The organism is Arthrobacter sp. Soil_C_60 (genome assembly GCF_057656375.1).
Map to the genome: position 1 here is coordinate 38,499 of NZ_JBDGKM010000012.1, position 11,867 is coordinate 50,365.

Consider the following 11,867-nt stretch of genomic DNA (forward strand, 5'->3'; position numbering starts at 1 on the left):
TTGTCTGTACATATCTTGGGTGCTGCCCCGGTGCCAGCCGTTACCCAGCCGTATGGAATAACGACGGCGGGGCCTCCTATTGTGCGGACCTAGCTTTCGACATCTGGTCCTCAAGCCCCATCGCGGCGGCTGAAAATCTCTACCGGAGCGAGCGTTCCCGTTCGGATCGCCTGCGTCAAATGTCCCATCCGGACGGGTCCTTCCGGTCCTAGCACCACCTGCATGCCGGCCAGCCGAGGATCGTTATCGGCCAGCCGGGCCTGCGCACGGGTCAGGAATTCCAACGCGAAACCGTGCCGGTTGCGTTCGCCCGTCACGGTGAAACCCGCTTCCTCCAGTTCCCGGATATAGTCCTGGGGCGAACGGAGGAAGGACGTTTCGGCGCTCGCCGCCCACGGCAGGGGGAACTGCGGTTCGCCCTCCCCGGTGAGCATGATGTCGTAGACCGCGAAGACCCCGCCGTGCCTGAGCACGCGGTGGACTTCGCGGAACAAGGCGTCCTTGTGTTCGACGTTCATTCCGACGTGCATCATGGTTGCCGCGTCGAATTCGCCGTCGCTGAAGGGAAGGTCCAGGCCGCTGGCCTTGGAGAAGCTGACCTGGCCGGTCAGGCCGCAGCGCCGGGTCAGGGATTGGGCCGTGGTCACGAAGGACGGGGTGAGATCCACGCCGTGTACCGTGGCGCCGAACCGGTGCGCGAACAAGCGTGCCGGTCCACCGATACCGGAGCCAATGTCCAGCACCCGCATGCCGCTGCCGATGCCGGCGCCGCGGGCCACGTCCTCGGCCGCTTCAGCACCGCCGATGTGGAATTGGTCCACCGCGGCCAGATCATCCGGCTCGAAATGGTCCGGATCGAGGCCGACAGCGGCCACCCCGGCGAGGATGGCATCCTCCAGATCCGGCTTCGCGTAATGCTCGGCGACAACTTGTTCAGCGTCCACGGCGGCCTCCCCACTGGTTTTGATGGCTGAAATTCTACGCCGCGCCGGCGTCTCCGGACCGGCTCAGCTCCCCGTCTTTCCCACGTCTTTGGCATCGAGAATGGTGTAGGCATAGCCCTGTTCGGCGAGGAACCGCTGGCGTTTGGCGGCAAATTCCTGGTCCAGCGTCTCCCTCGCCACCACGGTGTAGAACCGCGCGGCCCGGCCGTCCGACTTGGGCCGCAGCAGCCGTCCCAGCCGCTGGGCTTCCTCCTGCCGCGAGCCGAACGAACCGGAAACCTGGATCGCCACCGCGGCCTCGGGCAGATCAATCGAGAAGTTCGCGACCTTGGAAACCACCAGGGTGTGCAGGGAGCCGGAGCGGAATTCGTCGAAGAGCCGCTGGCGTTCCTTCACCGAGGTCTCGCCTTTGATCAGCGGCGCGTCCAGCCGTTCGGCGAGCTCGTCCAGCTGGTCGATGTACTGCCCGATCACCAGCAGTTGCTCGCCCTTATGGTGGGCCACCAGCTGTTCCACCACACCGTTCTTGGTATCGGAGGTGGCGCAGAGACGGTACTTATCGGCGTCGTCGGCCATTGCGTACGCCACGCGCTCGTCGCGCGGCAGATCCACCCGGACCTCCACGCAGTCCGCCGGCGCAATATAGCCCTGCGCCTCGATGTCCTTCCACGGGGCGTCGTAGCGCTTGGGCCCGATCAGCGAGAAGACCTCGCCCTCTCGGCCGTCCTCGCGCACCAGCGTCGCCGTCAGGCCGAGCCGCCGCCGGGCCTGCAGATCCGCGGTCATCCTAAAGATCGGCGCCGGCAGCAGGTGCACCTCGTCGTAGATGATCAGGCCCCAGTCATTGTTGTCCACCAGCTCCAAGTGGGGATAGAGCCCGCCGCGGCGCAGCGTGAGCACCTGGTACGTCGCGATGGTTACCGGCCGTACCTCCTTGAGCGAGCCCGAGTACTCGCCGATCTCGTCCTCGGTGAGCGTGGTGCGCTTGAGCAGCTCGTCCTTCCACTGCCGCGCGGAGACCGTGTTGGTCACCAGGATCAGCGTGGTGGTCTGGCTCGTGGCCATCGCCGCGGCGCCCACCAGCGTTTTGCCCGCACCGCAGGGAAGAACGACGACGCCGGAACCTCCCGCCCAGAAGTTCTCCGTGGCCACCTGCTGGTAGGGGCGGAGCTTCCAACCGTTCTCCTCCAGCGCGATCGGATGCGGCGTGCCGTCCACGTAGCCGGCCAGGTCCTCGGCGGGCCAGCCGAGCTTGAGCAGCAACTGCTTGAGCTGGCCACGCTGCGAGGAATGCACCACGGTGGTCTCGCCGTCGATCCGCGGGCCGAGCAGCGGCTGGATCTTCTTGGCGTGCATGACCTCCTCAAGCACCGGGTAGTCGTCGGTGCGCAGCACCAGCCCGTGCTGCGGGTCCTTTTCCAGCCGCAGCCGGCCGTACCGGGACATCGTCTCTTCGATGTCGATCAGCAGTGCGTGCGGCACGGGGAAGCGCGAATACAGCAGCAACGTGTCCAGCACCTGTTCGGCATCCAGGCCGGCAGCGCGCGCATTCCACAGCCCCAACGGCGTGATCCGGTAGCTGTGCATGTGCTCCGGCGCGCGCTCGAGCTCGGCGAAGGCCGCGATGGCGTGGCGCGCCTCGGTGGCCTGCTCGTGGTCCACCTCCAGCAGGATGGTCTTGTCGCTCTGGACGATCAGCGGCCCGTCAGCCATCGGTGGTGCTCCTCTTCTTGTCGCCGGTCTCGTCGACCAGCTCGATGTCCATCACACGGTGGATCGAGACCACGCGCTCGCTGTCGCGACCCGCGTCGAAGACGCGCAACCGCCCGCCACCTACGGATAGCGGCTGCAGGACCTCGTGCCGGTGGGCCCCGTTGGGTTCCACAATTCCGATCCGCACCGGCCGCTTGAGCCGGATCGCCTTGCGCAGGGTCTCCAGGGCCAGCAGCGGTTCCGCCTCCGCGCCTGCGGCGGACTTGGCCGGCGTGCCCGCTCCGCGCAACCGGTCCAGCTGGGCCTGCAGGTCTTCGTCCGTGAGCAGCCAGGGATTGGTCCGGACCGGGAAAGACGACGGCGCGCTGCCAGCTACGCGGGTGATCCCACCTTGTGCAGGGGCACTTCCCGCCGCGCCGCCGGCGCCGCCCGCCGCGGTGAGGGCAACGCCGTCGTCGTCCTGATCCGGTGCGGGGGAATAGCCGAGCTCGCGCAGGGTGTGCAGCAGTTCGCGGGCGCTCGACTTCGACGCCAGCACGGTAGGCGCCAGCCTCCGCAGCCCCAGCAGCGCGGCCCGCGGATCCGCCAGCAGCGCGTCCAGGAGTTCGTGGTCCTCGCTGCGCAAATAGGAGGACATGCTGCCCACCCGGACGGCACCGTGCCTGGCGGCGGTGTCCTCAACAAGGTAGCGCAGGGGCTGCGGCACCTCGGTGGCCGAGTGGCGGGTCAGGAAGGCGAGGATGCCCTCGGCGTCCTGCCCCGCATCCAAGGCGCGGCGGACGGAATCCGCGGAGAACCGGTAGATGGCGGCCGGACCCTGCCCCTCGGCGGTGGAAAGCAGCGCCAGTTCACGGTTCACCGCCGGCTCGAGGTAGCCCGGGGCCACTGCGGTCAGGTCCGCCTGCAGCAGGAAATGGCTCAGCGGTTCCGGCAGCTGCCGGTCCAGCAGCTCCGCGGCCTCCTCCGGCTCGCCGGCGGCCAGCGCGGCACCTAGTTCGGTCAGCGCACCGGAGCCGAGCAGGCCCAGCCGCGCGGACTCAACCAGCATGCCCGGGACCAAACGCTCGAACCGGCGACGCAGCCGCGGCTGGTGCCAGCAGAGGTAATCGGTGAGCAGGGACTCCGCCGGTGCCGCCACCGAGGCGCCGTCGCCGATTGGGACGGAGAGTTCGGCGAGGGCGGCAAGCAAACGACGGCGGACGGCGGGTGCGTCGGGACGCGACGCTTCCGCGGCGAGGGCGTTAATGCCGGGCTTCGCCGCGTCCGGCCGGGAGTCCGGCCTCACGCCTGGCCGGGATCCTGGGCGGGCGTCTGGCCGGGAGCCCGGCTGGGCCGGGGACCCCACCAGCGCGGGCGCGCGGTCGAGCGCTAGCCACGCCGTGGCCAGCAGCAGCCACTGATGGTGACGGTCGGACGCGGCGTAAGTGCCGGCGTCGTTGGTCCTCCACTTACTGGTATCCACGTCCAAGGTGAGCAGCCCGGCCGCGGCAGTCAGCTCGAGCAGCCAGGACACCTCGGCTGTGCCGATGCGGAGCTCGTCCGCCAGCCGCTTGATTTCCCGCACGCCGACACCGCCGGCGCGCAGGGTTGCCACCGGCGTCGTGTCCGCGAGCACCAGGAGCTCGGAGACCAGCCGCAAGGTCTCGGCGACGGCGGAATAGGCGGCATTGTCGCGCAGACTGGCCCGGACCGTCCGCGCCGCCCCGGTGCCGGACCTCGCGGCTTCCTCCGTCCCGGGCCCGGGGGCCGCGGTTTGCCAGGGGTTAATCAGGGCGCCGCCGCGGGCCGCGATCCCGGCGGCGCGCGGCAGTTCAACGTGGCTTGCATCCACCGGCACCAGCAGACCGCGGGCGAGCAACCACTCCACCGGCGAGGCCCCGGCGTCGTGCACTGGAAGATTCCGGAGCGCCTGGGGGACCGTGCCCACCGGCGAGCGGCGGAACCGCTCCAGCAGCTCGCCGGTCTTCGGCGGCGCCTCAGCCAGCAGCGCCTCCCAGGTGCCGGGAGCGCAGAGCCACAACTCGAGGGCCCGGGCAGCCGCGGAAGCCTTGTCCGCCGGAGATAACTCTGTATCACTGTCAGCACCGTCGGCACCGTCGGGCAGCGGGTAGCCGGCACCCCTGAGGGCAGCGACGACGGCGACCATCCGTTCGCCCGCCTCGGGGCTGGCGGCAGCGAGCTTCGCATAGGTGCGGCCCAAACCGGCAGGGTAAGGACCCAGCACGTCAGCCAGGCTGGCCACCGGGAGGAATCCATCCGGCTGGTCCAATCCGGCCGGAACCGGTACCAGCAGGCCCAGCGAGTGCAGCTTGGCGAGGTAGCCGTCCAGCTGCTGCATGCCGGTGTTGCCCGGCTGCTGCACGGTGGTGTCCGGCTCAGGGACGAGCAGCGGTGTGAGTGCGTCCGCGTCGATGCCCGTGCCGGCGTCGACGTCGGTGCACAGGACTATCGTTTCGAGCAGGTCCAGCTCCGGTCGGGAGAGTTTCTCCAGCGCCCGCTGCAGGCTGATTCTGGTGCACGCCCTGGCAGCGAGGGCGGAAAAATCCGGCACCGGCGGCAGGCACAAATCCGGGCGGGCGCTCAGCAGCGCCCGCAGCTGATTGTCGCTGCGGGCAGCCAAATCATCGGCCAACGCACGGATGGAGGACATCAGATTAACGTTACCCCGGCCGGCAAGCCCTGAAACTGGCTGGATGGCGCGGGGATCAGGACCCAAGCAAGATCAGAAGCTGCGCCGGCGCCTGATGCTGCGCAGGATCAGGAAGCCCATCAAGAGGAACGCCACGGGGAAACCGGTCCAGGCGATGGCCAGGAACCCGGGCCAGGCTTCGTTCCCGAAGAGGGCGCTGACTAGGATCACGGTCAGGCTGGCAAGCCCCGCGAGGGATACGACGGCGGCAATCGTCACCAGGGTGATCAGGAGCCTGCCCGTCTCCGGGCGGGCCGCGGAACTGGACGACGGAACAGGGGCGGACATGCAGATAACGCTAACAGCGGACATGTTGCCGGCAAAGTCCGGGACGGCTGTCGGAACAAGCTAATCTAGATAGAGACTTCCCCGTCTATGGTTACCGTACCGCCAGCACAGATCGCTGGCACCGGAACCTGCACGGGACATGAAAAGCGCAGCAGCGGGCGATTACCCTGCAACGGAATCGTAGAACGAGGTAACTGAAGTGCCCATCGGCAAGGTCAAATGGTTTGACACGGAAAAAGGTTTTGGATTCCTGGCCACGGATGAGGGCCAGGAAGTGTTCCTGCATGCCTCCGCGCTTCCGGCCGGCGTCACCGAGGTCAAGGCCGGCACCCGCATGGAGTTCGGCGTAGCCGAGGGACGTCGGGGAGCGCAGGCCCTTTCGGCCCGCATCATCGATGCCAAACCATCGGTCGCGAAGGCTGTCCGAAAGCCGGCGGAAGACATGGCCGTCATCACCGAGGACCTCATCAAGCTGCTCGACGACATCTCCAACGGGCTCCGCAAGGGCCGCTATCCCGACAAGGCACACTCGGCCAAGGTCGCTGCCGTGCTGCGCCACGTCGCGGATCAGCTGGACGTCTGAGCCGGCGGAGTCTATACATGAGCAGCGCTGAGACAGAAACGGAATCTGCAGTGGAACCAACAGTAGACACCGCCGCGGAAAGCCCTGCTCCGGTACGACGGCGGCCCGCTGCCAAGCGGCCCGCAAAACTGGATGCACTGCTGGCCGCTGCCGTGGACCGTGCCCGTCAGGGCGTGCTCGAGATGGCCCCGGCAGAACAGGTCGGCGACCATGTGGGCGTGGTTGCGGAAGCCGAACGCCTGGTGGTCCACCGGTTCGAATCCAAACTGCCCGGCTACATCGGCTGGCAGTGGTTCGCCTCCCTCGCGCGTGCCCCGCGGAGTAAAGAGATCACGGTCTGTGAAATCGGTCTGCTGCCCTCGGAAAAGTCGTTGCTGGCGCCGGACTGGGTTCCGTGGGCCGAACGGGTCCGTCCCGAAGAGGCCGCAGCGGAAGCCGAGAGCATCGCAGACGAAAACAACGACGGCGAAAACAACGACGGCGCCGGCCAGGCTCCGGACGAAGCAGCGAACGACGTCGATGACGCCGCTGAAGCTCGACCAGTCGACGAAGCTGCCGCTCCAGCAGTGGATGAATCCGCTGGCCAAGCATCGGCTGACCCGGATCCCTCAACTTCGGACTCCGCAACGTCGGAGAACACAGGCTCCGCAACGTCGGAGAACGCGGGCTCAGCGGACGCAGTGCTTGAGCCCTCGTCGTCAGAGCACTCGGCCGACGAACTCGTTACGGACGAACTCGCCTCGGATGTAAAGACAGCTGAGGCTAACGCGGAGGCAGTTGAGTCCGCCCCGGAGACAATCGACTCCGGCTTCGAGGCACCTGAGACCACCCCACACCCGGAGGCAACCGCCTAAACCATCCGCGGCCATGTGAATCCTGCGGCAGAAAGGAGCGCCTGTATAGATGTTCCGTTCGCTGCAGTTCTTCAACTACCGCATCTGGTTTGTCGGGGCGATCGTCTCCAACATTGGCACCTGGATGCAGCGGACCGCCCAGGACTGGCTGGTCTACGACATCCTGACCAAGCAGGACGCCGCTGCCATGGGCATCGTCATGGCGCTTCAGCTTGGCCCGCAGCTGCTCATGGCGCCATGGTCCGGATTGATCGCGGACAGTTTCAACCGGCGCCACCTGCTCATGATCACCCAGATCTCCATGGCATTGCTGGGCCTTGGGCTGGGCATCATGGTGATCACGGGCGTTGTGGAGCTCTGGCACGTCTACGCCTTCGCCCTGGCCTTGGGCATGGTGTCCTCCGTGGATGCCCCGGCCCGGCAGACCTTTGTCTCGGAGCTCGTCCGCGATGACTTCCTGCCCAACGCCGTCGCGCTGAACAGCACTTCCTTCAACCTGGCCCGCATGGTGGGACCGGCCGTGTCCGGCGTGCTCACGGTCGCCGTCGGGCCTGGTTGGGTTTTCCTCATCAACGCGGGCACGTTCGGGGCGATGATTGCCGCACTGCTGGTGATCCGAGGCAGTGAGCTGCGTTCGCTGCCCAAGGCTGCCAAGGGCAAGGGCAGGATCCGCGAAGGGTTCCGCTATGTGCGCCACCGGCCGGACCTGATGATCGTCATGACGGCGATCTTCATCATCGGAACCTTCGGACTGAACTTCGCCATCTATATTGCCGCCATGGCCCGGACCGAATTCGGCGGGCACGCCGGCGACTTCGGCCTGCTGTCGTCTGTCATGGCCATCGGCTCGGTCATGGGGTCACTGCTTGCTGCCCGCCGCGACCGGCCCCGGCTGCGATTCATTTTCGGGGCCGCGGCAGCCTTCGCGGTCGCCTGTACGGCGGCCGCTCTGGCACCCAACGCCTGGTTGTTCGGCCTGGCCCTCGTGCCCATCGGAGTGTCCGCGCTGACCATCATGACCGGCGCGAACGCCTACGTGCAGACCAACACGGATCAGGTGATGCGTGGACGCGTGATGGCGCTGTATATGGCGATCTTCATGGGCGGAACCCCGATCGGTGCTCCCATCGTCGGCGCCGTCACCGACGTTTTCGGACCCCGGTGGGGTCTGGGCGTGGGTGCGCTTGCCGGACTGGCCGCGGCACTGGTCGGCTTCATCTGGGCATGGCGCGCCAAACAAATGCGTTTCCAGTTCGACGGTACTGCCAAACGGAAGCTGCGCATTACCTACCTGCAGCAACGGCCGTAGGCTGCCCGAACCCTTGCCGGCGCCCGCGCAACACAAACAACAAGGCACCCTGGGAAAACCAGGGTGCCTCGTGCTGCAGTTGGCAGGAATCAGCCGTTCAACTGCTCAATCACGTAGTCCACGCAGTTGAGCAGGGCACTGACGTCCTCCGGCTCGATCGCGACAAAGGTGGCAATGCGCAGCTGGTTGCGGCCGAGCTTGCGGTACGGCTCAACATCCACCACGCCGTTGGCACGCAGGACCTTGGCGACGGCGGCGGCGTCGACCGAGTCGTCGAAGTCCACCGTGGCAATGACGTTCGAACGGTGCTCGGGATTGACCACGTACGGAGTTGCCACGTCGGACGCTTCCGCCCAGCTGTAGACGCGGCCGGCGGAATCGGCCGTGCGCTTCGCGGCGAACTCCAGGCCGCCGTTGCTGTTGAGCCACTCGATCTGGTTGTTCAGGGTCACCAGAGTGGTCAGCGCCGGCGTGTTGTAGGTCTGGTTCTTCAGCGAGTTGTCGATCGCCGTCTGCAGGTTGAGGAAGTCTGGGATCCAGCGGTCGGTGCCGCCGATCTTTTCGGCCCGTTCCAGCGCTGCAGGGGAGAACATGCCCAGCCAGATACCGCCGTCGGACGCGAAGTTTTTCTGCGGCGAGAAGTAGTAAACGTCGCTCTCGGAGACGTCCACGTGCAGCCCGCCCGCGGCAGAGGTGGCGTCGACGAGCACCAGCGACCCTTCGTCTGCGCCGTCCACGCGCTTGACAGGAGCGGCAACACCGGTGGAGGTTTCGTTCTGCGCCCAGGCATAGACGTCTACGCCGGCTTCGGCCTTCGGGGTGGGCAGGGAACCGGTCTCGGCCTTGATGATGGAGGATTCCGCCAGGAAGGGGGCGTTGTTCGTGGCCGCGGCAAACTTCGAGCTGAATTCACCGAAGGAGAGGTGCTGTGCCTTGTTCTCGACCAGGCCGAAAGTTGCGACGTCCCAGAAAGCAGTGGCCCCGCCGACGCCGAGGATAACTTCGTAGCCCTCGGGAGCCTGGAAGAACGTCTGCAGGCCCTCGCGCACGCTGCCCACAAGGTTCTTGACCGGTGACTGGCGGTGGGAGGTGCCGAGCAGATCCCGGCCGGCCGCCACAACAGCGTCGATCTGTTCGGAGCGGATCTTGGACGGTCCGGCACCGAAACGACCGTCCTGGGGCAGCAGGTCTGCGGGAATGCTTATTGACTGGTTGTCGCTCATAAGGGCTTCTTCCTGGCGGGCTTACGCTGATCTCTAGACAGTTCGCCTTCGAACCTCCTCACATTCTGTCGCAGAGGTCCTGCCGTCCGATACTTGAGACTCGCATATTTCGTATGCTGGACCTGTGATGCTGGCGCGTGGCGTAATCTGTCGTGCGTCTGGTGCAACACCGGAATTATCGGCACTTGGGGCAAACAAGATAACCTTAGTTGGGGGACCACGACGCCGGTGCGTCGGCTTTCGGATCTATCCCGCCACCTGCGCTGAGGAGCAAGAATTCCAGTGACTGATCTCATCGACACAACCGAGATGTACCTTCGGACCATTCTCGAGCTGGAAGAAGAGAACATCGTTGCCCTGCGGGCCCGCATTGCGGAGCGCCTGCGCCATTCCGGACCTACCGTTTCCCAGACCGTGGGGCGGATGGAGCGTGACGGCCTAGTGGTTGTTTCCGGAGACCGGCATCTGGAGCTTACGGAGAACGGCCGGCGCCGCGCCACCGAGGTGATGCGCAAGCACCGGCTGGCCGAGCGGCTCCTTGCGGATGTCATCGGTCTGGACTGGGCTTATGTCCACGACGAAGCATGCCGGTGGGAGCATGTGATGAGCGAGCGCGTGGAGCAGCGCCTCTATGAGCTGCTCGGCAAACCTACTGAGTCGCCATACGGCAATCCCATTCCGGGGCTCGAGGCCCTGGGTGGAAAGCCTGCTGAGCAATTCATCAACGGTGTTGTTAACCTCACAGAGGCCATGCGGAAGTACCAACCGTCGGACACCGTGACGATTATCCGGCTGGCCGAGCCGATCCAGGTGGAGCCGGAATTGCTCCTCCAACTTGATGAAGGTGGCCTGAAACCCGGGGCCAAGCTGCAACTGGAAACCGTTGGCGAATACATTTCAGTTCGTGTCCCAGGCATCGAGGGCGCACTCGAACTGCCGCCCGAGGTGGCTGCCCACATCTTTGTGGCGTTCGATCCCGTCCCAGCCGGAAACGCTTAACCCTGTTGTCCACAGGTATGGATAAAGGAATTATTACTCTGAAGGGTTTCCCTTTATAGTTGTTGCTTGACGCCGATGCATTGGCGTCACCTGATCCGTAGCCGAACCCTGTCAGCGGATCAGCGACCCGCATTGACAGGGGCGGAGGACCCACCATCGGCAGCCTACCCAGCTGCCTAGGGGTGAAGCCACGCTTGATTTCGGTACCAGCTGCTTTCCGCACTGATACCGCACGTCTTGTGGCCGAGTTATCTCTTACTCGAATCCGACAGCTAACTTCGCAGGCTTATAGGAGAGGGAAGACTTTTGTCAGAACAAAGAGCCACGGGACGGCGTCGTTCGGCCGCCCCGGCAGGTAGGTCGCGTCCGCGTTCAGGAAGCACCGGCCGTCGACGTGCCGAAGCTGCTCCGTCGCCCGTAACCGCAGTAGTCCGAGGCGCTGGCCACAAGGCCGCTATCGTGGCGACCGCATCCGGCATGGCGCTTACTGTCCTGCTGCCCACAACCGCAGGTGCCTCTGCGTCCGGCGAACCCACCGTTGATGCGGCAGCAGCCGAGGTCACAGCCGTCGCCGCCGCACCCGTAACGGCGGCAGCGGAAGTTGATCTGCACTTCCAGCGCGCCGGCCTGACGAGCAATTTTGACCCGGACGCCAAGCTCGAACAGGTCATGGTGGCATCCGGCAGTGATGCCACGGCCGTCAGCAGTGAAGGTACGCTGTCCCAGCCAATGGAGATGGACAGCATGAAGATGACCTCGCCGTTCGGCATGCGGGTCAATCCCGTGACCGGATATGCCGGTGAAATGCACACCGGCCAGGACTACGGCGCAGCCTGCGGCTCGCCGGTCTACTCTGCCGCTGGCGGCACGGTCAAGGAAGCCGGCTGGTTTGGCGGCTACGGCAACCGCGTAGTGGTGGACCACGGTAACGGTCTTGAGACCACGTACAACCACCTGACAAGCATTAGCGCCAAGGTTGGCGACACCGTCAGCCGTGGGGAGTTGTTGGCCCAAAGCGGTACGACCGGTAATTCCACCGGCTGCCATCTCCACTTTGAGGTAGTTGTCAATGGCGACATGGTTGACCCTAAGGGCTGGCTGTAACCAAAGACACACCATTCCGTGACCGGAATGTGACTTAGACGATGAAACGTTATAGTGTCGAACCCGTGCCGAAGACCGGTTAGAGGTTTGGCACCTCCGGGTGGATTGCCTAGCTCTGCCACTTCCCGGGGTCCGTTCGCAACGATTTCGCATGGCAGGGG

Annotated in this window: 10 protein-coding genes and 1 riboswitch; of the genes, 5 read left to right on the forward strand and 5 right to left on the reverse strand. The window is 65.6% G+C overall.

Going from position 1 to position 11,867, the window contains the following annotated elements:
- Positions 1-110: 110 nt before the first annotated feature.
- The 4 genes from AC3A4M_RS19570 to AC3A4M_RS19585 form a co-directional block, all read right to left on the reverse strand.
- The gene (locus AC3A4M_RS19570) at positions 111-944 is read right to left on the reverse strand and encodes a class I SAM-dependent methyltransferase (RefSeq protein WP_498733815.1); all 834 of its coding nucleotides are present in this window, start codon (positions 942-944) and stop codon (positions 111-113) included.
- A 63-nt stretch (positions 945-1,007) separates the two neighbouring features.
- Positions 1,008-2,657, reverse strand: coding sequence for a DNA repair helicase XPB (locus AC3A4M_RS19575; protein WP_498737881.1), 1,650 nt, complete (start codon positions 2,655-2,657; stop codon positions 1,008-1,010).
- A complete protein-coding gene (locus AC3A4M_RS19580) occupies positions 2,650-5,307 on the reverse strand; it encodes a helicase-associated domain-containing protein (RefSeq protein ID WP_498737882.1) in 2,658 nt (885 codons plus the stop codon). The genes AC3A4M_RS19575 and AC3A4M_RS19580 overlap by 8 nt, the downstream gene beginning before the upstream one ends.
- Before the next feature lie 72 nt (positions 5,308-5,379).
- Entirely contained in the window at positions 5,380-5,634 is a 255-nt protein-coding gene (locus tag AC3A4M_RS19585) for a hypothetical protein (RefSeq protein ID WP_498733809.1), read from the reverse strand.
- A 199-nt stretch (positions 5,635-5,833) separates the two neighbouring features.
- On the opposite strand from AC3A4M_RS19585, the gene AC3A4M_RS19590 reads away from it, so the two are divergent.
- Genes AC3A4M_RS19590 through AC3A4M_RS19600 form a run of 3 tightly spaced genes read left to right on the forward strand, consistent with a single transcriptional unit; the run spans position 5,834 to position 8,380 of the window.
- Positions 5,834-6,217 carry a cold-shock protein gene (locus AC3A4M_RS19590; protein WP_074699739.1) on the forward strand — a complete coding sequence of 128 codons (384 nt, stop codon included), beginning with the start codon at positions 5,834-5,836 and terminating at the stop codon, positions 6,215-6,217.
- A gap of 50 nt (positions 6,218-6,267) precedes the next feature.
- Positions 6,268-7,071: a DUF3027 domain-containing protein gene (locus tag AC3A4M_RS19595; protein WP_498737884.1), complete on the forward strand. Its 804-nt coding sequence runs from the start codon at positions 6,268-6,270 to the stop codon at positions 7,069-7,071.
- Positions 7,072-7,120: 49 nt separating this feature from the next.
- Complete coding sequence (locus AC3A4M_RS19600; protein ID WP_498737885.1) at positions 7,121-8,380, forward strand: MFS transporter; 1,260 nt, start codon at positions 7,121-7,123, stop codon at positions 8,378-8,380.
- An 89-nt stretch (positions 8,381-8,469) separates the two neighbouring features.
- On the opposite strand, the gene serC is transcribed toward AC3A4M_RS19600, so the two are convergent.
- Complete coding sequence (serC, locus tag AC3A4M_RS19605) at positions 8,470-9,603, reverse strand: phosphoserine transaminase (RefSeq protein WP_498737887.1); 1,134 nt, start codon at positions 9,601-9,603, stop codon at positions 8,470-8,472.
- Between the two features lie 282 nt (positions 9,604-9,885).
- On the opposite strand from serC, the gene AC3A4M_RS19610 reads away from it, so the two are divergent.
- Together AC3A4M_RS19610 and AC3A4M_RS19615 are read left to right on the forward strand one after the other, a co-directional pair.
- Positions 9,886-10,602, forward strand: coding sequence for an iron-dependent transcriptional repressor DtxR (locus AC3A4M_RS19610; protein ID WP_498733800.1), 717 nt, complete (start codon positions 9,886-9,888; stop codon positions 10,600-10,602).
- Between the two features lie 89 nt (positions 10,603-10,691).
- Positions 10,692-10,904, forward strand: a riboswitch (cyclic di-AMP (ydaO/yuaA leader).
- 157 nt (positions 10,905-11,061) lie between these two features.
- Positions 11,062-11,706 (forward strand): M23 family metallopeptidase, encoded by a 645-nt coding sequence (locus AC3A4M_RS19615; RefSeq protein WP_498737889.1) that lies wholly within the window; start codon positions 11,062-11,064, stop codon positions 11,704-11,706.
- The last annotated feature ends 161 nt before the right edge of the window (positions 11,707-11,867 follow it).